This window comes from Pseudalkalibacillus sp. JSM 102089, from assembly GCF_041366475.1.
Taxonomy (GTDB): domain Bacteria; phylum Bacillota; class Bacilli; order Bacillales; family Guptibacillaceae; genus Guptibacillus; species Guptibacillus hwajinpoensis_B.
The window spans coordinates 71,594-92,608 of record NZ_JBEWYW010000011.1; the positions used below are offsets into that span (position 1 = coordinate 71,594).

20 protein-coding genes are annotated in these 21,015 nt (G+C 40.2%); 3 read left to right on the plus strand and 17 right to left on the minus strand.

Annotated features, from left to right (window positions below; all coding sequences use genetic code 11):
- The first annotated feature begins 57 nt into the window (after window positions 1–57).
- The gene (cax, locus tag ABVF21_RS18935; protein ID WP_371018769.1) at window positions 58–1,131 is read left to right on the plus strand and encodes a calcium/proton exchanger; all 1,074 of its coding nucleotides are present in this window, start codon (window positions 58–60) and stop codon (window positions 1,129–1,131) included.
- A gap of 212 nt (window positions 1,132–1,343) precedes the next feature.
- Window positions 1,344–2,099: a type I methionyl aminopeptidase gene (gene map / locus ABVF21_RS18940; RefSeq protein WP_303535177.1), complete on the plus strand. Its 756-nt coding sequence runs from the start codon at window positions 1,344–1,346 to the stop codon at window positions 2,097–2,099.
- 36 nt (window positions 2,100–2,135) lie between these two features.
- Here map and ABVF21_RS18945 read toward each other — a convergent pair whose 3' ends face one another.
- The 14 genes from ABVF21_RS18945 to uvrB all read right to left on the minus strand — a co-directional run bounded on the left by ABVF21_RS18945 (window position 2,136) and on the right by uvrB (window position 18,160).
- The gene (locus ABVF21_RS18945) at window positions 2,136–2,642 is read right to left on the minus strand and encodes an acyltransferase (RefSeq protein WP_303535175.1); all 507 of its coding nucleotides are present in this window, start codon (window positions 2,640–2,642) and stop codon (window positions 2,136–2,138) included.
- Window positions 2,639–3,283, minus strand: coding sequence for a pyrophosphatase PpaX (gene ppaX, locus ABVF21_RS18950; protein ID WP_371018770.1), 645 nt, complete (start codon window positions 3,281–3,283; stop codon window positions 2,639–2,641). Before ppaX ends, ABVF21_RS18945 begins: the two co-directional genes overlap by 4 nt.
- On the minus strand, window positions 3,273–4,223 hold the full coding sequence (locus ABVF21_RS18955) for a nucleoside recognition domain-containing protein (RefSeq protein ID WP_303535309.1): 951 nt from the start codon (window positions 4,221–4,223) through the stop codon (window positions 3,273–3,275). The genes ppaX and ABVF21_RS18955 overlap by 11 nt, the downstream gene beginning before the upstream one ends.
- Window positions 4,224–4,233: 10 nt before the next feature.
- Complete coding sequence (gene lgt / locus ABVF21_RS18960) at window positions 4,234–5,046, minus strand: prolipoprotein diacylglyceryl transferase (protein WP_303535172.1); 813 nt, start codon at window positions 5,044–5,046, stop codon at window positions 4,234–4,236.
- 36 nt (window positions 5,047–5,082) lie between these two features.
- Window positions 5,083–6,021 carry an HPr(Ser) kinase/phosphatase gene (gene hprK, locus ABVF21_RS18965; protein WP_303535171.1) on the minus strand — a complete coding sequence of 313 codons (939 nt, stop codon included), beginning with the start codon at window positions 6,019–6,021 and terminating at the stop codon, window positions 5,083–5,085.
- Between the two features lie 206 nt (window positions 6,022–6,227).
- Window positions 6,228–7,904 (minus strand): glycerol-3-phosphate dehydrogenase/oxidase, encoded by a 1,677-nt coding sequence (locus ABVF21_RS18970; protein WP_303535307.1) that lies wholly within the window; start codon window positions 7,902–7,904, stop codon window positions 6,228–6,230.
- 272 nt (window positions 7,905–8,176) lie between these two features.
- Window positions 8,177–9,673, minus strand: coding sequence for a glycerol kinase GlpK (gene glpK, locus ABVF21_RS18975; protein WP_303535170.1), 1,497 nt, complete (start codon window positions 9,671–9,673; stop codon window positions 8,177–8,179).
- Between the two features lie 31 nt (window positions 9,674–9,704).
- On the minus strand, window positions 9,705–10,532 hold the full coding sequence (locus ABVF21_RS18980; protein ID WP_194219585.1) for an MIP/aquaporin family protein: 828 nt from the start codon (window positions 10,530–10,532) through the stop codon (window positions 9,705–9,707).
- Between the two features lie 206 nt (window positions 10,533–10,738).
- Window positions 10,739–11,299: a glycerol-3-phosphate responsive antiterminator gene (locus ABVF21_RS18985; protein WP_194218763.1), complete on the minus strand. Its 561-nt coding sequence runs from the start codon at window positions 11,297–11,299 to the stop codon at window positions 10,739–10,741.
- 85 nt (window positions 11,300–11,384) lie between these two features.
- A complete protein-coding gene (locus ABVF21_RS18990; protein WP_194218762.1) occupies window positions 11,385–11,747 on the minus strand; it encodes a phage holin family protein in 363 nt (120 codons plus the stop codon).
- A 63-nt stretch (window positions 11,748–11,810) separates the two neighbouring features.
- Window positions 11,811–12,863: a DUF4097 family beta strand repeat-containing protein gene (locus tag ABVF21_RS18995; RefSeq protein WP_371018771.1), complete on the minus strand. Its 1,053-nt coding sequence runs from the start codon at window positions 12,861–12,863 to the stop codon at window positions 11,811–11,813.
- Window positions 12,864–12,906: 43 nt separating this feature from the next.
- Window positions 12,907–13,200 carry a DUF4870 domain-containing protein gene (locus ABVF21_RS19000; protein WP_303535167.1) on the minus strand — a complete coding sequence of 98 codons (294 nt, stop codon included), beginning with the start codon at window positions 13,198–13,200 and terminating at the stop codon, window positions 12,907–12,909.
- A gap of 108 nt (window positions 13,201–13,308) precedes the next feature.
- Window positions 13,309–16,176, minus strand: coding sequence for an excinuclease ABC subunit UvrA (gene uvrA, locus ABVF21_RS19005; RefSeq protein WP_303535166.1), 2,868 nt, complete (start codon window positions 16,174–16,176; stop codon window positions 13,309–13,311).
- A gap of 7 nt (window positions 16,177–16,183) precedes the next feature.
- The gene (gene uvrB / locus ABVF21_RS19010; protein ID WP_303535165.1) at window positions 16,184–18,160 is read right to left on the minus strand and encodes an excinuclease ABC subunit UvrB; all 1,977 of its coding nucleotides are present in this window, start codon (window positions 18,158–18,160) and stop codon (window positions 16,184–16,186) included.
- Between the two features lie 215 nt (window positions 18,161–18,375).
- On the opposite strand from uvrB, the gene ABVF21_RS19015 reads away from it, so the two are divergent.
- Window positions 18,376–19,242, plus strand: coding sequence for a sulfite exporter TauE/SafE family protein (locus ABVF21_RS19015; protein ID WP_303535164.1), 867 nt, complete (start codon window positions 18,376–18,378; stop codon window positions 19,240–19,242).
- A gap of 3 nt (window positions 19,243–19,245) precedes the next feature.
- Here the strand turns inward: ABVF21_RS19015 and ABVF21_RS19020 are convergent, their stop codons facing one another.
- The 3 genes from ABVF21_RS19020 to ABVF21_RS19030 form a co-directional block, all read right to left on the minus strand.
- Complete coding sequence (locus tag ABVF21_RS19020) at window positions 19,246–19,476, minus strand: DUF2198 family protein (protein ID WP_194218757.1); 231 nt, start codon at window positions 19,474–19,476, stop codon at window positions 19,246–19,248.
- A gap of 133 nt (window positions 19,477–19,609) precedes the next feature.
- Entirely contained in the window at window positions 19,610–20,137 is a 528-nt protein-coding gene (locus ABVF21_RS19025; RefSeq protein ID WP_194219583.1) for an acyl-CoA thioesterase, read from the minus strand.
- 143 nt (window positions 20,138–20,280) lie between these two features.
- Complete coding sequence (locus ABVF21_RS19030) at window positions 20,281–20,616, minus strand: hypothetical protein (protein ID WP_371018772.1); 336 nt, start codon at window positions 20,614–20,616, stop codon at window positions 20,281–20,283.
- Window positions 20,617–21,015 lie beyond the last annotated feature (399 nt).

Sequence of the window (21,015 nt, forward strand, 5' to 3'; positions counted from 1 at the left end):
TCTTTTCCAATTTAGGAAATCTATAATGAGGAAAAGAGTAGATAATGAAAAGAGAGGATGTGTCATGTGGTCAATAAAATCTTCTTCTTCCTAGTTATTATTGGGGTACCATTGTCCGTTGTCGGAAGTCTTCTTCACTGGTCGCAAACACTAATGTTTATTGTGTATTGCTTAACAATCATTTCTCTTGCTGCTTTTATGGGAAGAGCGACGGAAAGCCTTGCTGTCATCTCTGGCCCTAGAATTGGCGGGTTGTTAAACGCCACATTTGGCAATGCTGTTGAACTGATCATTTCTATCTTTGCATTAAGAGAAGGTTTAATTGAAATTGTGCTCGCTTCGCTAACAGGATCAGTACTAGGGAATCTACTCCTCGTTGCAGGATTATCCTTTTTCGTTGGAGGCTTAAAATTCAAAAGGCAAAAATTCAATGTATTTGACGCAAGGCACAACTCAGGATTACTTATGTTTGGTGTCATCGTAGCGTTTGTTATTCCTGAAGTTTTTTCAATGGGTATGAGTGATGCTGAAGCCATTTCATTAAGTACAGGCATTTCCATTATCCTCATCATGCTTTACCTTGCCGCTCTCTTCTTCAAGCTTGTCACTCACCGCGGCGTCTATCAGCACGTCTCAGACCAAGAAGGTGGCGATCATGCACATGAAGAGCCTGAATGGAGCAGAAAAAAAGCAATGCTCGTTCTAGCACTCTCCACAGCCGCCGTTGCCTACGTGTCAGAAAGCCTTGTTCATACGTTTGAAACAGTTGGAGAAACGTTTGGATGGAGCGAGTTATTCATAGGAGTGATTATTGTTGCGATTGTAGGAAATGCCGCTGAACATGCTTCAGCTATTATAATGGCCTACAAAAACAAAATGGATGTTGCTGTGGAAATTGCAGTAGGATCAACGCTTCAAGTTGCAATGTTTGTTGCACCGCTACTTGTCCTAATCTCTCTTTTCTTCCCAGTACAAATGCCACTCGTCTTTACCTTACCAGAGCTTGTCACTATGGTAACAGCTGTCCTACTTATGATTGTGATTAGTAATGATGGAGAAACAAACTGGTTTGAAGGAGCAACATTACTTGCTGCTTACTTAATCATGGGGATAGGATTTTATCTACTTTAATCAATAGCTATGTTGGCTTATATTGTTGATATCTTTATTTTTGGTTCATTAATATAAGCTAAACAATAAACCTGCAATTTGCGGGTTTTTTTGTTACAGTAACTGAGGGAAGTTCTTCCGCATAACGTGTTAGAAAATAAACGATAATAGCCAATAGCAGGTGGAAGAAACACCTAATAGAACAAATGAATACGCAGAAAGTAGGCGAAAATATGATTCACCGTAAAACAAATCGAGAGATTCAATTAATGAAAGAAGCAGGCGAAGTACTTGCCGATTGTCACAAAGAATTACGAAGCATTATCAAGCCTGGTGTAACAACCAAACAAATCGATGACTTCGTTGAACTCTTTCTAGAAGAACGCGGCGCGACACCTGAGCAAAAAGGTTACCAGGACTATCCTTACGCAACGTGTGCTTCAGTTAATGATGTCATTTGCCACGGATTCCCAGGTTCAAAAAAATTAAAAGAAGGCGACATCGTTACAATTGATATGGTTGTCAATTTGAATGGCGCACTAGCTGATTCTGCATGGACGTATGCAGTTGGAGAAATTTCAGAGGAAAAACAGCATTTGCTTGAAGCTACGAAAAAGTCCCTCTACCTTGGCATCGAGCAGGCAGTCATTGGCAATCGTATTGGCGATATTGGCCATGCAATTCAAAAATACGCAGAAGCAGAAGGCTTTGGCGTTGTCCGTGACTTCACAGGACACGGCATTGGACCAACGCTTCACGAAGAACCAATGATTCCACACTTTGGTCAACCTGGTACAGGAACACGATTGAAAGAAGGTATGGTCATTACAATTGAACCGATGCTCAACATCGGTAAACCATATAGCACAATTGACGAAGACGGCTGGACAGCTCGCACAGTAGATGGTTCTACATCAGCTCAGTATGAGCATACGCTTGCGATTACAAAAGACGGTCCAGTAATTTTAACTGATCAAGGTGACGAATAACTAATAGAAATCCCGTAGCAATATGCTACGGGATTTCTATATATCATGCTTTGCTCGTTCTTCTTTCGTATAAATCACCTGCATCGGATTCCCACCAACAAAAGCCCCTGCTGGCACACTTTTATGAACTAGCGTTCCAGCTGAAACAATCGCTCCGTCACCAATCGTAATGCCAGGAAGCAAAGTACTATTTGCTCCGATCATTACGCGATCGCCAATTACAACATCCCCAAGTCGATACTCATCAATCAAATATTCATGAGCAAGAATGGTCGTATTGTAACCAACAATTGAATTCTTCCCGACTGAAATTTTCTCCGGAAACATAATGTCGAGCATCACCATTAGGGCAAATGCGGTTTGGTCGCCGATTTTCACTCCAAGAAATGTCTTATATAACCAATTTTTCATCGGAATAAACGGGGTATACCGAGCAAGCTGAATAATAATAAAATTCTTAACTACCTTCCAAAAGGGGACTGTTTTATAAATTTGCCAGAGAGCGTTGCTACCAGTAACGGGGGACCGCTCCGTGTTTCTCACTTTTCGACTCCAGCAATTTCAAGAAGTTCTCCCATATGGTCAACAAGGTAATCTGGCTTAAACGACGCCAGGAAGTCGCTCCCTTTAATCGTCCACGAAACACCTACAGTCGTAACACCTGCGTTTTGTCCAGCAAGAATATCGTATTGGCTATCTCCAACCATAATCGTTTCTTCTCGAACTGAATGAAGCTCCTTCATTGCTGTTTCAAGCTGTTCTGGATGCGGTTTAGGGTTCTCAACTTCATCAACTGTGATGACAACTGGGAAGAACTGATCAAGCTCAGTTAGCTTTAACCCCATTTCAACTGTGTTTCTCATTTTTGACGTCACAATTGCAAGCTTATATCCGTTTTCAGAAAGCGTCTTAACCGTTTCAAAAACGCCATCGAATTCCGTTACAAGCTTATCGTGATTTGCGATATTATGTTCACGATAATAAGCGACCATTTCTTCCGCTCGACTTTCATCATGCTTAGCAAATGTCAGATAAAGTGGCTCTCCAATAAACTGCTTCAACTCTTCATCCTCATAACGACCTGGATAAAAATGTTCAAACGTATGTCTAAATGAAGCCATAATTAAATCATTCGTATTAATTAGTGTTCCGTCTAAATCAAATAAAATTGTGTTAATGCTCATACGATGGTTCCTTTCTTTCTGAAGCGTTCAATTCACGTCGCTTCCATATTACTGAGACGATAATCGTTAAAAGAATGGCTGTTACAAGTCTTACGAGAAGCAGCCAGATAACAGGAATTCCAAGAGGAATGAAAATAAGAGTATCCTCAATGACAGCATGACACGCTACAAGAAAAATAAACGCTAAGTAAAGGTCTTTCTTCTCAACGCCATCTTCTTTTACAGCTTGAATCATTACTCCTGCTCCATAAGCGAGCCCAAAAACAAGACCTGCAGCAAGCGTTGTAGATGTATTTTCTTTCATACCTAACCCCTTCGTCACTGGAGCCATCCAGCGTGAAAACGTCGAAAGCCAGGATAAATCTTTCATAACCTGTATGAAAATCATAAGTGGAATCACGATCAGAGCGAGCTGAAGAACACCTAATGATGCTTTTTCTAATCCTTGAAGAATAATAGAGCCCCAACCGGTAACCATTTCATTCGTTTGAGAAACAAAACCATAAGCTGCCTGTTCACTTCCACCCTGCCAGACAATGTTGATTATAAAAGCAGAGAGGACAGCAAGCCCCAGTCTAACGGCAAGAATAACCCATAACTTTACACCCACTCTTGCAGCTACGCCTGACTCAATAAGCAAATTGTGTGAAAAGGAAAGCATTACAGCCAAAATAAACACCTCTTTGACCGTTAAATCGAGTGTAAGAATAGCTCCGATCCCCGCATAAAGATTCAAGAAATTCCCTAACACAAGAGGGATAGCTGCGTCTCCAGACAAGCCAATCCATTTCATGACAGGAGCAATTAACGTAACGATCCATTCGAGGACAGGTGTATAACGCAGGAGGGTCATTACTAAGGTGATTGGAAAAATAATTTTCCCAAGGTCCCACGTTGTCATGAGCCCTGCTTTTAAGCCCCGTCGCAAAATGCCCACAATGACACTCCTCCTATCCTTTTTCGTTATAAGGCTTTGCTTTCATTACTTTGCGTCGATAAATGATTAAAGCGATTGATACAACAATCAATACGACTGAAATCACCTGTGCTACCCTTAAAGATTCCGTTAACATTAGACTATCTGTACGTAGTCCCTCAATATAAAGGCGACCAATAGAATACCATGTTACGTAAGCAAGGAAAACTTCTCCTCGCTTAACGGCCGTTCTTTGAAGAATAACAAGCAGCACGACTCCAGCTATGTTCCAAAGTGATTCGTAAAGGAATGTCGGGTGATAATAAGTCCCGTCAATATACATTTGATTAATAATAAAATCCGGAAGCATCAAGTTCTCGAGAAATGCTCTTGTGACAGGTCCCCCATGCGCTTCCTGGTTCATAAAGTTACCCCAACGTCCGATCGCTTGCCCTAGTATAATACTCGGAGCGGCGATGTCAGCAATTTTCCAGAAAGATAGTCCACGCTTTCTAGTGAAAATAATAGCTGTAATAACAGAACCAATTAATGCACCGTGAATGGCGATACCACCTTCCCAAATGGCAAAGATGTCACCAGGATTATCCTTGTAGTAGCTCCACTGGAAAATGACATAGTAAATACGCGCTGAAATAATGGCTATGGGGACAGCCCATAAAATTAGATCAACAAAGGTTTCTTTTGGCAGGCCCTGGCGCTTTGTTTCTCTCATAGCTAGAAGCAAGCCAAGGTAAGCTCCAAAAGCAATGATAATGCCGTACCAGTAAATCGAGATCGGTCCCAGCTCTAGCGCGACGCGATCAAGAGGCTGTATTGAGGCTAGCATGTCGTTGTCTCTCCTTTATCCATATCTTGATTAAGATTAGATGCTGTCGTGCTCGTCTCCATCTTCAATCTCTCTTGTTAGTCTTTCTGAGAATTGCTTTGCTGCATTCATTCCCATATTTTTCAGACGGAAATTCATCGCTGCTACTTCTATAATGATCGCAAGGTTTCGTCCTGGACGAACTGGCACAACGAGTCTTGGCACATTCGAATCAATGATTTTCATATACTCCTCTTCAAGACCAAGACGATCATAAACCTTTTTCGAATCCCAAAGTTCTAGATTCATCACTAAGGAGATCTTTTTGTAGTTTCGAATCGCACCTGCACCAAACAAAGTCATGACGTTAATGATGCCGAGGCCTCTTATTTCAAGTAAATGTTGAATTAATTCAGGAGCGCTACCGACTAACGTATTTTCCGCTTCCTGACGGATTTCCACGGAATCATCTGCTACAAGACGATGTCCACGCTTTACAAGCTCAAGAGCTGTTTCACTTTTCCCTACGCCACTCGAGCCTGTAATGAGTACACCTACGCCATAAATATCCACAAGAACGCCGTGAATCGCAGTGTTTGGCGCAAGCTGACTCTCAAGATAATTCGTTAAGCGGCTGCTTAAGCGAGTCGTTGTCATATTAGATCGTAAAATAGGAACATCTTTTTCTTTAGATGACGCGATCAATTCCTCAGGAACTTCCATATCTCTAGAAAGAACTATCCCAGGTGTTTCGTCTGTACAGAGCTTCTGCATCCGCTCTACTTTCTGCTCACCTGTTAAACCATGAAAGAAGGACATCTCTGTCTTTCCGAGTAGCTGCAAACGTTCTGCTGGATAATAAGTGAAAAAACCAGCCATTTCTAGTCCCGGTCGTGAAATATCACTCGTTGTGATCGGACGATGAATCCCTTCCTCCCCGCTCACAAGCTCAAGACTGAACTTCTCAATGACATCTTTCATACGAACTTTAACCATTCGTAAACCTCCTATGTAAGAACCAAAAAGACGGTTCCATTTCAACTTCCCCTATTGTACCATTTCCTATTTCAAAGCACATACAGAATTGGAGCCCTTTTTGAGAGTGGGATTAGGAGATACGTACCTGACCCCACTTTCACTCTTAAAAAGATTAACACTCCTTAATACAAAAAAACCGAAGCGAATGCTTCGGTTTGAAAAGCTTATTTTACTTTTAATGGCACAACAGCATCATGCATTTGCTTATCTAGCTCTTGAATGTGAGCTTGTTTCATTTCATTTGACCAGTTAAGTCGCTTAGCCATATACTCGATAACTGGCTCTTTCCAGCGACGAACCCAATCAATGTCAAAGTAAAGGGCACTTGTTCTACGATTGAAGTAATCAAGTGGAGTTGCCACCATTTCTTCTTCAATACCATAGATGAGGGTAGCGAATACTTCAAGACTTAAGTTATGGAAATTCGCTTCCGTTCCGACCGTTTCAATAATTTGATAAATTCGTTCAATGTTAGAACCATATCGCTGCACGAGCGCTTCTGCTTCATTAACACTTAGACCAAGTGTTGTACCTCTACGAACTTGTTCTGTTGCATATTCTTTAAAGCCTTTGCTTCCTCCAACATAGCCACCAGAGAGAACCATATTTTTTGTAGTAGAAGCAGGAAATTTCTTATATTTTTCTTCTTTAAATTGATCCGCAATCAGACTAACGACTTTTTCAGCCATTTTGCGATAGCCCGTTAATTTACCACCAGCAATGGTAATCAAACCGGAATCTGATAGGAAGATCTCATCTTTACGAGAAATTTCAGATGGGTCTTTTCCTTCTTCGTGAATCAACGGACGTACGCCTGACCAGCTTGATTCCACATCTTCTTTTGTTACATTAATGCTTGGGAACATATAGTTGGCTGCATCCACAATATAATCTCTGTCTTCCACTGTCATCTGAGGATGTACAGGATTTTTCGTATAATGTGTATCCGTTGTACCAATATACGTTTTGCCGGCGCGTGGGATTGCAAACATCATTCGCCCATCATTAAATGGCGTGTCGAAATAGACGGCTTGTTGAAGTGGGAATTTAGATTGATCAAATACTAGGTGAACCCCTTTAGTTAGGAACATGTGCTTACCTTTTTTCGATTGATCAAGACCACGAATCTCATCGACCCATGGACCAGCTGCATTCACAACTTTTTTCGCTCTAATCTCACGTGTTTCACCTGTTACAACGTCTTTAGCTCGTACACCAACAATCTTACCATCTTCATATAAAAGCTGTTCTGCTTTCACATAGTTTACAGCTTTTCCACCGCGATGAACGGCTTCTTTCATAATTTCAAGCGTGAGACGGGCATCATCTGTTCGATACTCAACATAATATCCGCCTCCCTTCACATCACTTTTACGAAGAAGTGGCTCTTTGTCTAGCGCTTCCTTCTTAGAAAGCATGCTTCTTCTTTCTTTCCGTTTAACACCAGCCAGTCTGTCATAAAGTGCAAGACCAGCTCCAGTAGAAAATTTGCCGAATGTACCGCCTTTAATAATTGGTAGTAGCATCCATTCAGGTGTTGTAACGTGAGGAGCATTTTCATAAACGATCGCTCTCTCTTTCCCAACTTCAGCGACTAATCCAATTTCGAGATTTTTCAAATAACGCAATCCACCGTGAACAAGTTTCGTTGAACGACTTGACGTACCAGCAGCGAAATCCTGCATTTCGATAACAGCCGAGTTCATTCCACGTGATGCAGAATCAAGCAAGATACCTGCCCCTGTAATTCCGCCTCCAACAACGAGTACATCTAACTCCTCTGATACAATTTGATCAAGCACAACGCTTCTTTGTAATCCTGAAAATGGTTTAACCAAGATGAACACACTCCCTTTTGTTATATAAACACTTACATTTTTAAAATGATTAATTAATACCTCTTCAGTACTTTACCCCTAATGTAGGGTTTCTTAAGCATAAGATTGAACATTCCTACTAAGAAAACTGGTTTAAAGGACAAAAAAAGACCACAACACACCAGAGCATAACAAACTATGCTTGGGCGCTGTGGTCTTCTCCTATTCTCCGACCAGAACTATATTAACTTGTTTCCATTGTAGCACAGTTAGAAGACTATGCCTACAAAAAAGGATTATTTAAAAGCCATTGTAGCATTTACAGCTTTCTTCCATCCTCCGTAAAGCTCTTCTCTCTGATCTTCTTTCATTTCAGGATCAAACGTGTGATCAATCATCCATTGCTTTTTGATCTCTTCTTTATTTTTCCAATATCCTGTCGCAAGTCCTGCAAGATAAGCTGCACCAAGTGCAGTCGTCTCACTAACAGTCGGGCGCTCAACAGGTACACCAATGATATCGCTCTGGAATTGCATCAAGAAGCTATTGTTTACTACCCCTCCATCGACGCGAAGTGTTTTCAAGTCTATGCCAGAATCAGCTGTCATCGCATCAAGAACATCTCTTGTTTGATAAGCAAGTGATTCAAGAGTTGCACGAACAAAGTGCTCCTTACTCGTTCCTCTAGTTAATCCAAATACAGCACCTTTTACATCGCTATCCCAATAAGGTGTACCAAGACCAACAAAGGCAGGTACCATATACACACCGTCTGTTGACTCTACACGTTCCGCATAGCGCTCACTTTCTGGTGCTTCGTTAAACATACGTAATCCATCTCTTAACCATTGAATTGCTGATCCTGCGACGAAGATACTACCTTCAAGTGCATATTCCACTTTTCCATCAACGCCCCATGCGATAGTCGTGAGAAGTCCATTATCTGATTTAACCGCTTTTTCACCTGTATTCATAAGCATGAAACAACCCGTACCATATGTGTTCTTAGCCATTCCTTTTTCATAACATGCTTGGCCAAATAGTGCTGCTTGCTGGTCTCCGGCCACCCCAGCAATCGGGACATTTTGACCGAAGAAATGGTAATCGACTGTATTAGCATATACTTCAGAAGATGGGCGAACTTCAGGAAGCATTGATTTAGGAACATTCAGCATTTCAAGCAACTCATCGTCCCATTTTAAGTCATAAATATTATACATCATCGTACGAGAAGCATTAGTATAATCTGTCACGTGTGCTTCCCCACCAGATAGTTTCCAGATTAACCAGGAATCAATTGTACCGAAGAGAAGATCCCCATTCTCAGCCTTCTCGCGTGCACCATCAACATTATCCAGAATCCATTTAACTTTCGTTCCAGAAAAGTAAGCATCGATTAGAAGACCAGTTTTATCTCGAACCATTTCTCCATAACCCTGTTCTTTTAATTCATTGACAATTCCGGCTGTTTGGCGAGACTGCCATACAATTGCATGATAAATTGGCTTACCAGTATTCTTATCCCAAACAACTGTTGTTTCACGTTGATTTGTAATCCCGATGGCTTCAATGTCTTTCGCAGACAACTCAGAAGTGGACGAAAGTACTTGAGCCATTACCGAAAGAATAGAGCTCCAGATTTCTTGAGCATCGTGCTCAACCCAACCAGCCTTAGGAAAATGCTGCTTAAATTCTTTTTGAGCAACGTTTACAATTTCACCTTTCTTATTAAACAAAATGGCACGCGAACTCGTAGTTCCTTGGTCTAATGATAGAATGAACTTCTCTGACATGATAATTCCTCCCTAAATATAGTTATGAAGATTAATTTTTAGCCTCTGAAGAAGAGTGAACAGAATCTTGAAGTTTATCACTAAGCTGATACAACACAATAAATAAAATGGCTGTAATCACTGTAGCTATCCAGAAAATCATACCATAACTTGCTTCTGTTACGGCTTTAAAAAGAATGGCTCCATACATTCCCCCACACACTGGCCCTATAACTGGAATCCATGCATATTGCCAATTCGAATCACCTTTACCTGGAATAGGTAAGAAAAAATGTGCGATTCTTGGACCAAGATCGCGAGCAGGGTTAATGGCGTAACCAGTCGTACCGCCTAGTGATAGACCAATAGCTACAATGAGAAAACCAACGATGAATGGATTCAGTCCATCGGTAAATTCATTAGAACCAATCGCTAGTAACCCAATTAAAAGCATAGCCGTCCCAATAAACTCACTTAAAAAGTTGCTGAACGTATGCGGTATAGCAGGGTCAGTAGAAAAAACAGCTAATTTAAGCGCTTTATCATCTTCTCTACGAAAATGAGGTAGAAAATGAAAATACACAATACATCCACCGAGAAATGCACCAATCATTTGCGCCGTTATGTAGCTCGGTACATCGCTCCATGGAAAATCGCCAACGGCAGCTAGTCCTAATGTTACAGCTGGATTGAGGTGAGCCCCACTAACTTGTCCAACAGCATAAACACCCATCGCAACACCAAGTCCCCAACCGAGGGCTACAACGATCCATCCACCTCCCTGAGCTTTAGAATCTTTTAAGTTAACGTTTGCAACAACGCCACCACCAAAAATGATTAAAATCATAGTTCCTAATATTTCACCAATAAATGGAGTCAACTTAGTCACCTTCCTCTTGAGTTTAGGTAAAAACTCTTCCATGTATCTATTCCCTTTTTTTATTATTCTAAAAGGGTAAATAAAAAAAACCACAACAATATTTCCTATCTATATGATAGGACTTGTGTGTGGTTCTCCTCATCTCAGGCACGAGTTATTAACCTAATAACTATTTAAGCAGATAAATGTAAGCGATGTCAACTGGATTAATTTGGTTGGAAATGTCTCCACAGCTCTTTCTTAGAGGTTGTTACAGCAGCAGCACCACCTCTTAACGCCGCTTCTACATCCTCAACTGAACGAATAAATCCTCCTGCGAAAATAGGCACTTTAATTTGTTCATGAAGCTCTTCAAAAACCTGCGGAATGATACCAGGCAATACCTCAACACAGTCTGGCTTCGTATTTCTGACCATGCTGTAACTGGTATCAAGGGCCATTGAATCAAGCATAAACAAACGCTGCACAGAAAGAATCCCTCTCCGTTTAGCAACGGAAAGAACGCTCGATCTTGTAGAAATTAATCCAGCAGGCTTTACTTCCTGACAGAGAAATTCTGCACCATGTTCATCATTCCTTAACCCTTGAACTAAATCAGCATGAAGAAGAATCTTTTTCCCTGCTCGATTCCCTTCCTTAATTACCGATTTCAACTGACCAATGTGCGTATCTAAAAGCACGATATATGTATACTTACTGTTCAATAATGTTTCAAAATCACGCATCTTCCTAACAGCAGGCAAAATGCTCTGGTTATGAAATGACATGCACACCCCTCCTTTTCTTATTATCTTACCAGAAAAAGCACTCCCGAATGCGACGAAAAACACGCCCTCACAAGAGGGCGTGCTTTTAGGCTTTATTACGAATAGGTTCGATAATCACTTTATCAATTAACAAGTTCAACAAACCTATAATAAGCGCAGCAAGAATGGCCATCATAAAACCATCAATTACGAAAGCTTCTCCCATTAAAAAGGCCGTTATCATAAGCGTAATAGCATTAATAACAATGAGAAACAGACCCAGAGTGACAATCGTAACAGGAAGCGTAAGTAAAATTAAAATCGGCTTCACAAAAACATTCACAATTGCAAGGAGCACGCTTGCCAGTATAGCCGACCCGATTCCTTGAAGGTAAAAACCTTCAAAATATCCTGCTACGACCATTAATACTATACTGTTGACGAGTAAGCTTACAATCCAATGGCGCATCACGATTCCTCCTTACAATTGACCTTAATAGTATAAACTGTTAATTACACCTTATTCGAGCAATCAAAGATACGATACTGAAATGGAACCAGCAGTCGAATTGGCTTCAATTCGATAGTTATGTTCTGATTCTTCTTCTGTTCTAAACTTCTTCAATCGATGAGAAATTTCTTTCTTCTCGCGAATAATACTCATATGATCAAGGTCAGTCGTAATCGCTCCAATCGTCGATTTTAGATCACCTTTAATATTCATACCCTTCGGCACAACAATTTGAATCGTACCGTTCACTGTTTTAAGGTCTGCACTTCCGCTTACTGGATTGGTAAGAGTATGACGAATAGCTCCGTTCATGGATTGCGCATCTGCTTCAACAAATGTACCATCAATTGTAATTGGGCCGTTTGCTGTCTCGAGCTCACAAACTTCTCCATTTGTATCTTCTACAGAAATTGCGCCGTTTCCGGTCTCAGCTTCAAGCACTTTCACCGTAGATTTTCGAATGCCAATTTTACCATTACCTGTTTTTAACTTCGCTTTCGCAGAGTTCATTCCTTCACCTGTAACGTCACCATTGAAGGTCGTTATCCATACACCTTGATATTCTTTAGCAGGAACATAAATAACTAAATTCACTTTCACATCCGCACGTTCTGATTTAAAAGTTACTTTATCATTATCAACGGAAAAGTATGTTTCACGGAGAAGCTTATCCATGGCATCTTTCTGATTAGACACTCTGTATACATTAGCGCGACAATCAATTTTTACGTCGTTACGGTCCCAAGTTTGAAATGTAATTTCCCCATTTCGAACATGAACATCAAGTGTATCCGTCGAAACCTCTGATTGTTCAAAAACATGGGAAACCTCTTCAGAAGAACCAAAGTTGAAATCAAGATCCATATCCTTTACTTTTTGAATGAGCGACTCAACGAATTGACCTACTCTATATGCTGGTGCCGACCGATCCGCGTTAGAATCTGAAGACTTCTCTTGCTTCGTTTCTTCGGATTTTTCGTTTGTGCCAAGAGCTTTTAATAGTTTCGCACCCTCATCAGCTGATATTTTACCATCTTCAATCATTTTCAAAATCATTCTACGTTCTTCATTCATTCAAAACATCTCCTTTTTTAAATTCGTGTGAACCCATGTACGATTACCAGCGGAGAACCTGAATACCTTTGACAATGTTCCAAACAAACACAATGACATTAAGTAAACTAAACAATAGAAAACCTAAAATGATCACAACTCCTATATCCATCATAAAAACAGCCACCAACGCAAGAAGGATAGTGAGAAATGGAAGGAGATGAGAAAAAATCGAGCGCTTCGCATGGTAAGAAACTTCTTCATCCTTCACCACAAAATAAACGATGATTGGGAAAAGAAACGGTGCGAAAAAAACGCTAAAATAACAAAGGGAGGACATCACTTTCTCAACAGACATAATTGCTTCCCCTTTCAATATTCTCTAACTATCTATACGATTCGTCAAAAAGAAAGTTTCAAAAATGAAAAAGAAAAACGAAAAGACAGCGATCGCTGTCTTTTCCAATTATACTGACTGTGTTTGTTCTAACCTTTTCTTCATCCGGTTCTTATCACGCTCTAGAATTGGGGCAAGGTAACTTCCCGTATAAGAACGCTCTTCTTTTACAATTTTTTCTGGTGTGCCAGTTGCAATGATTTCACCACCACCGTCGCCTCCTTCAGGTCCGAGATCAATGAGGTAATCAGCGGTTTTAATAACATCTAGATTATGCTCAATAATGAGGACAGAATCACCGTTTTCAACAAGTCTCTGTAAAACTTCCAGTAACCTTGAAATATCGTCTACATGTAATCCCGTAGTCGGTTCATCAAGAATATATAGGGTTTTCCCCGTTGAACGTTTGTATAGTTGTGAAGCTAGCTTCACACGTTGCGCTTCACCACCGGATACGGTTGTTGCTGGCTGACCTAATTTAATATAGCTTAACCCGACATCATAAAGCGTTTGTAGCTTACGATTAATCTTTGGAATGTTTTTAAAGAAATCTAGACCATCTTCTACCGTCATCTCAAGAATATCAGCAATATTCATGCCCTTGTATTCAATTTCAAGCGTTTCACGATTATAGCGTTTGCCATGACATACTTCACACGGGACATAAACGTCTGGCAAGAAGTGCATTTCAATTTTAATAATCCCATCGCCACGACAGGCTTCACAACGTCCACCTTTGACGTTAAAGCTGAATCGTCCCTTCTTATACCCGCGAACTTTTGCTTCATTTGTTTGTGCAAAAACATCACGAATGTCATCAAAAACTCCTGTATACGTTGCAGGATTTGAACGTGGCGTACGGCCAATTGGAGACTGATCGATATCAATGACTTTATCCACATTCTCGAGTCCATTTATCTTCTTATGCTCACCTGGTTTATCCTTTGCTTTATGGAGTTTCTGAGCAAGTGCTTTATATAAAATTTCATTAATAAGTGTACTTTTACCAGATCCAGATACACCCGTTACACAGGTGAATAATCCAATTGGAATCTTCGCCTTCGTGTTTTTTAGATTATTTTCTTTTGCCCCTACTATTTCAATATATCGACCGTCTGGTTTTCGACGCTCAGTCGGAACAGGGATAAATTTCTTGCCTGATAAATATTCTCCAGTTAAGGAATCCTCGTCATCCATTATTTCAGCAGGCGAGCCTTCTGAGGTAATGTATCCACCATGGGCTCCCGCACCAGGTCCTATATCAATAATATGATCTGCCGCTAACATCGTATCTTCATCATGTTCTACAACAATAAGTGTATTCCCAAGATCCCGCATATTCTGAAGCGTTGATATCAAACGATCGTTATCACGCTGATGTAATCCGATAGACGGTTCATCCAAAATATAAAGTACACCCATTAATCTTGACCCAACCTGTGTTGCAAGCCTAATCCGCTGCGCTTCACCGCCGGATAATGTGCCAGCTGATCGGTTAAGCGTTAAATAATCTAAACCAACATTAACAAGGAAGCCAAGTCGATCCTGGATTTCTCGTAAAATCATTTTTCCGATTGTAGCTTCTTTTGCAGTTAAATCCAACTGATCAAAAAAGCCAGCAGCATCTTTAATCGCATATTCCGTTGCTTCGCCAATATGTTTTCCATTAATTAAGACAGAGCGCGCTTCTTTCTTTAATCGATAACCTTTACAAGTTGGACAAGGTTTTTGTGCCATATAGGCTTCCATTTGCTCACGGATATAATCTGAACTAGTTTCACGATAGCGTCGTTCAACGTTTGGAATAACCCCTTCAAAAGGAACGTTATTTTCACGTACCTGCCCAAAATCATTTTCATAACGGAAGTAAATCTTTTCCCCATCGCTACCATAAAGCACTTTATCGAGCTGTGCTCTAGGAATTTTGTTTACTGGGGTATCCATATCAATTCCAAAATGATTACAAACACTTTGAAGTAGCTGTGGGTAGTAATTGGAACTTACCGGCTCCCAAGGTGCAATGGCATGTTCTCGAAGGGATTTGTCCCAATCCGGTATGACTAGGTCAAGATCCACTTCAAGTTTCAGTCCTAAGCCATCACAAGAAGGACAAGCACCAAAAGGACTGTTAAACGAAAATAATCTCGGCTCCAATTCCCCGATGGAAAAACCACAGTACGGACAGGAATGATGCTGATTGAAGAGAAGCTCTTCCTGCCCCATAACATCTACAATCACCTGGCCACCACCAAGATTAAGGGCGGTTTCAAGGGAATCTGCTAATCTTGATTGAACGCCTTCTTTCACAACAATACGATCAATCACAACTTCAATGGAATGTTTCTTGTTTTTTTCAAGCGAGATCTCATCTGCAACTTCCATCATCTCACCATCTACTCGTACGCGAACATAGCCTTGCTTCTTAATATCTTCTAGTACTTTTACATGTTCGCCTTTACGACCTGAAACGACTGGGGATAAAATTTGGAGCTTTGTTCGCTCTTCATAAGTCAGTATCCGATCAACCATTTGTTCGATCGTCTGTGACGTAATTTCTACGCCATGACGTGGACAGACAGGGCGACCAATTCTTGCAAATAGAAGACGGAGGTAGTCATAAATCTCGGTTACCGTTCCGACTGTTGAACGAGGGTTACGACTCGTTGTCTTTTGATCAATGGAAATGGCGGGAGACAGACCTTCAATAGCATCTACATCCGGCTTATCCATTTGTCCAAGAAATTGTCTTGCATATGCTGATAACGATTCAACATACCGTCTCTGTCCTTCTGCATAAATCGTATCAAATGCTAGAGATGATTTTCCTGATCCTGACAAGCCTGTTACAACAACAAGCTTATCTCTTGGGATCGATACATCTATATTTTTTAAATTATGGGCTCTTGCCCCTTTGACGACGATTTCATCGTTTGCCATCTGTTCGTCATCCTTCCGCTTTAAGCTCTAATAGTAGGTCACGAAGTTCTGCAGCACGTTCGAAATTCAGTTCTCGTGCAGCTTCCTTCATTTCAGTTTCCACATTTTCAATCACTTTAGCACGCTCTTGCTTCGTCATCTTACCTTGCTTAGGAATCTTGTATTCTTCACCATCTTCAGCTGCAACCGTTGCTCTTATACCTTCACGCACTTTCTTTTGAATGGTTGTCGGAGTAATGCCGTATTTTGCGTTGTATTTTTGTTGAATTTCTCTTCTACGACTCGTTTCATTCATTGCCACTTCCATTGAATTGGTGATTTTATCAGCATACAAGATAACATGGCCACCTGAATTTCGAGCAGCACGTCCGATTGTTTGAATTAAAGAACGTTCAGATCGTAAGAACCCTTCCTTATCTGCATCCAAAATTGTCACAAGGGATACTTCCGGAATATCAAGACCTTCCCTTAAGAGGTTAATTCCTACAAGAACGTCAAATACACCTAATCTGAGATCACGAATAATTTCAATACGCTCGAGCGTCTTTATTTCAGAGTGAAGGTAACGTACCTTTACCCCCATTTCAAGTAAATAATCCGTTAAATCCTCTGACATCTTTTTCGTAAGTGTCGTCACCAGCACTCGCTCATTACGTGCAGATCGCTGATTAATTTCATCTAATAAGTCATCAATTTGACCTTCGATAGGACGAATTTCAATCGTCGGATCAAGCAGACCGGTTGGACGGATAATTTGTTCGACAACTTTGGTTGAATGTTCTTCTTCATATGGCCCTGGCGTTGCAGATACATAAACAAATTGATGAGCCTTCTCTTCAAATTCTTCAAAGCGAAGTGGGCGATTGTCTTTTGCTGATGGCAAGCGGAAGCCATGATCCACTAGCACACCTTTTCTTGCCTGATCTCCATTGTACATTCCTCTTACTTGGGGAAGCGTAACGTGAGATTCATCAACCATAATTAAGAAATCATCTGGAAAGTAGTCCATTAACGTATATGGCGTTGCACCTGCTTCTCTCAGTGTCAAATGCCTGGAATAGTTTTCAATTCCTGAACAAAAGCCCATTTCAGCCATCATTTCAATATCGTATCTCGTTCGCTGTTCAAGACGTTGAGCTTCAAGAAGCTTTCCTTCTTCATTTAAAACCTTCAGTCTCTCTTCAAGCTCAGCTTCAATTCGCTGTATCGCGATTTTCAACTTTTCTTCACGGGTAACGAAGTGGGAAGCTGGGAATATAGCCACGTGCTCTCTTTCTCCAAGAATTTCACCTGTTAGTGAATTTACTTCAGTAATACGGTCAATTTCATCTCCAAAAAATTCGACGCGAATACAGTGTTCATCTCGTGAGGCAGGGAAAATTTCCACAACGTCTCCTCTAACCCGGAACGTACCACGTGTGAAATTAATATCATTTCGCGAATATTGAATATCAACCATATTGCGCAACAGTTGATCACGATCTTTTTCCATACCTTTTCGAAGCGAAAGTACTAGGCTTCTGTATTCTTCTGGATTACCGAGACCATAAATACAAGAAACACTTGCTACAATAATGACGTCATTACGCTCAAACAAACTGGATGTAGCAGAATGTCGTAGTTTATCTATTTCGTCATTAATACTTGCATCTTTTTCGATGAATGTATCTGATTGAGGTATGTACGCTTCTGGTTGATAATAATCATAATAGCTTACAAAATATTCCACAGCATTATGCGGAAAGTACTCCTTAAATTCACTATATAATTGACCAGCAAGCGTTTTATTGTGCGCAATAATGAGGGTCGGTTTATTCACCTCTTGTATCACGTTAGACATTGTGAACGTTTTACCAGTCCCTGTTGCGCCGAGCAACGTTTGGTGGCGTTCATTATTATGAACACCTTGTACAAGTTTCTTAATGGCTTCAGGCTGGTCGCCTTGAGGATTATAATCAGATACCAACTCGAACTTTTTTTCCACCATCTTCGCCTCCGTTCCTATCATCCATGTCACTTATTATATCACAGAATATGGTCTAAACTTCAATTAAAGCGAACTGATATTCGCATTGCATTTTCAAGGTTATCTTTCTCTTCATTCAAAACTGTTGTATGCTGTTAAAGATTGATTCACAGTGTAGCAGAATTCACGCACTTAAAGGGATTACTAAGTATTACTACAAAGGAGTTTTAACATTGCTGCTTTTATGGGCTTTACCACTTGGCCTCTCGATCGGTGCTGTCTCAGGATTTTTTGGCGTAGGCGGGGGATTTCTCCTCACACCTATCCTTTTGTTACTTGGTTATTCACCTGCAACAGCAATCACCATTAGCCTTCTTTATAGCATGAGTACTTCGATTTCTGGAGCTTTGAAGTATATTCAAAGTAGAAGAATTCTATGGAAAGTGACTCTTTTTCTATCGATTAGTGGCATGGTCGGCACACAGCTTGCTCAACCACTTGTCTTATATATGGAAGAGAGCAAAATCGATGGTCCTGTTATCTCAACTTTATATATCGTTCTTCTTGCATACTTTTCCATATCCATGCTTTCCAAAGGACAAACTATAGATGAAGAAAATTCTTCTATTTCTGTTTCCCCTCTTCGAACAATTTTAATCGGCTTACTAGGCGGATTTATTTCTTCTACTCTTGGAGTGGGGGGCGGTTTTGTCATGGTACCACTTTTAATTCATGTACTACGTCTCCCGCCACGCCTTGCAGTAGGTACATCTTTAACTTCGATCTTCTTCATTGTATTGACCGGTTTTTTCTCATATATTCAAACGGTTACCATTCCGACCACCCTCGCCATTCTCTTAGTGAGTGGAGCAGTCATTGGAGCTAGAATTGGGGCTGGAATGACAGATTCTTTCACTGAAACCACAATAAAGAATCTCCTTGGTATCCTTTACTTTTTTACATTAGTTAGTATTCTATTACAGCTATTCCATCAATCAATTTCAGGCCTACTCATTCTATTTCTCTATATCATTTGCTTAATGTGTCTCTTCATTTACCAGTATTGGACGAAAAAGAAGCGCCTATTCTTTTTAAAATAGGCGCTACTTCATTTTCTTCTTATTTTGTTTTTGTGTTTTCATTGAAAAGTAAAATCCAACAAGCGCTGACAAAACCGTTAAGACAATCAAATGTATCGGATGATCGATTCCACCAAACACAGCCCACATAAATAAAATCGTTAACCCGAAACTAACGTAAGTATTATATGTAACTCGCGTAAACACGACCATGATAATTGCCGGAACGAATAAAGCAATTAATATTCCTTGCATACTGGTAAGTTCCCCTCTCTAATCACAACTTCTCCCCCCATCTTACAACAAGTTAGGGAGAGAATGCTATGATCATAAAAGAAAACTCATCATTGGATATTCGTAACCTTGTCACATAGAATAAGAAACAACTTTACAATGTAGTAAACTGAGCTGCATCCCAAGGCTTTGGTGTTCCAAATTCACGAGCTAGCTTTCTACTTTCACCTTTGCGACCTTTACGAATCTCTTTTCGTTCAACAGCTGTTTCATTCAAGAATTTCTCCTCTTCTGTTTCAGGGTAAACACCTGGTACTTCAACTGGATTTCCTTCTTCATCAAGGGCTACAAATGTTAAAAGCGCAGTCGCACATACGTGACGTTCACCAGTGAACATTTTCTCTGCAATTGCTTTAACGAAAACCTCCATTGATGTCTTATGAGTCCACGTCACCATGGATTCAAGACAAACAATGTCTCCTTGGTTAATCGGATGAAGAAAATCTACTGAATCGGTTGAAGCTGTTACACAGGGTCTTCTTGAATGACGAGTTGCTGAAATAAGAGCAACGTCATCAATAAAGGCCATCAGTTGACCTCCAAATAATGTTCCATGAATATTTGTGTGAGTCGGATTGACTACGGTTGCTTTAGCCGTTCTGGACTCATTGGTAGACTTCATATTTGTATCTTCGAATACATTGTCCATTCTAATCACCTTTTCTTTCTTAATGGCTCTGCTAGTAAATTATTTTCTAGATTCATACCCTAATCGAGTAAATCTGTGTTGTTAGAAACAAATGACGAAATTCAACTCTTTATAGCTTATTTACTATATTTAAATCCTTTTTCACTAATCCGAGTAATAGGATATTCTTTTGACTCAGCAAGCATTTCAAGAATATTAAAGAGGGATGACTTAGAAATCGTGATTCTATAATGCTTCTCTAGTAGATCTGTCAGGTAAAGCGGCCCCATTGCCACTTGAGAACGTTCAAGGATTTCTACGATTTCGGAAATTGGAGCTCTTGTAACGACAGACGCGCTACCGTGCATTTGATTCATAATTGTTTCACGCTCTATTTCAAACTTTTGAAGCAACTTCATTTCTCTTTCATTAAGATCCATTAATTGTTGCTGCAACTGCTTTTCTCCAGTCATTGCGACATGCTCCTTTACGTTAAGAATGATCAAAGTGTAGCAAGCGTATTGCTAACATACAAGACAGTGAAAATCACTGTAAACGCAATCATGCAGGAGGAGAAACGCTTTTCTCACTTCCATATATTTCTCGAATAGAATCTATAACTAAATGGCATAGAAACAAGTACAATTTTATTTAGGTTTATATTTATAAGTAATAAAGAGAAACATGACTTTTACTATTTAATTAAAATAGCACAACAAAAAAGAAGAAAGCCTCAGCCTTCTTCTGTTAGTAACGGTGATAAAATCCCTTATAACAACGGTACCAAATTCCCCACTAATAACGGATAATCATTCTATATAACTTTTAGACATGGAGTGTAGAGTGATGGTCCAGACTGGGGAATTTTTTAT

What these genes read in the sequence shown, in the direction of transcription:
- cax (WP_371018769.1), top strand. Translation starts at nt 58, where the DNA reads ATGTGTCATGTGGTCAATAAAATCTTCTTCTTCCTAGTTATTATTGGG.
- map (WP_303535177.1), top strand. Translation starts at nt 1,344, where the DNA reads ATGATTCACCGTAAAACAAATCGAGAGATTCAATTAATGAAAGAAGCA.
- ppaX (WP_371018770.1), bottom strand. Translation starts at nt 3,283, where the DNA reads ATGAGCATTAACACAATTTTATTTGATTTAGACGGAACACTAATTAAT.
- lgt (WP_303535172.1), bottom strand. Translation starts at nt 5,046, where the DNA reads ATGCTAGCCTCAATACAGCCTCTTGATCGCGTCGCGCTAGAGCTGGGA.
- hprK (WP_303535171.1), bottom strand. Translation starts at nt 6,021, where the DNA reads ATGGTTAAAGTTCGTATGAAAGATGTCATTGAGAAGTTCAGTCTTGAG.
- glpK (WP_303535170.1), bottom strand. Translation starts at nt 9,673, where the DNA reads ATGTCAGAGAAGTTCATTCTATCATTAGACCAAGGAACTACGAGTTCG.
- ABVF21_RS18985 (WP_194218763.1), bottom strand. Translation starts at nt 11,299, where the DNA reads ATGTCATTTCATAACCAGAGCATTTTGCCTGCTGTTAGGAAGATGCGT.
- ABVF21_RS18990 (WP_194218762.1), bottom strand. Translation starts at nt 11,747, where the DNA reads ATGCGCCATTGGATTGTAAGCTTACTCGTCAACAGTATAGTATTAATG.
- ABVF21_RS18995 (WP_371018771.1), bottom strand. Translation starts at nt 12,863, where the DNA reads ATGAATGAAGAACGTAGAATGATTTTGAAAATGATTGAAGATGGTAAA.
- ABVF21_RS19000 (WP_303535167.1), bottom strand. Translation starts at nt 13,200, where the DNA reads ATGTCTGTTGAGAAAGTGATGTCCTCCCTTTGTTATTTTAGCGTTTTT.
- uvrA (WP_303535166.1), bottom strand. Translation starts at nt 16,176, where the DNA reads ATGGCAAACGATGAAATCGTCGTCAAAGGGGCAAGAGCCCATAATTTA.
- ABVF21_RS19020 (WP_194218757.1), bottom strand. Translation starts at nt 19,476, where the DNA reads ATGCAAGGAATATTAATTGCTTTATTCGTTCCGGCAATTATCATGGTC.
- ABVF21_RS19025 (WP_194219583.1), bottom strand. Translation starts at nt 20,137, where the DNA reads ATGAAGTCTACCAATGAGTCCAGAACGGCTAAAGCAACCGTAGTCAAT.
- ABVF21_RS19030 (WP_371018772.1), bottom strand. Translation starts at nt 20,616, where the DNA reads ATGACTGGAGAAAAGCAGTTGCAGCAACAATTAATGGATCTTAATGAA.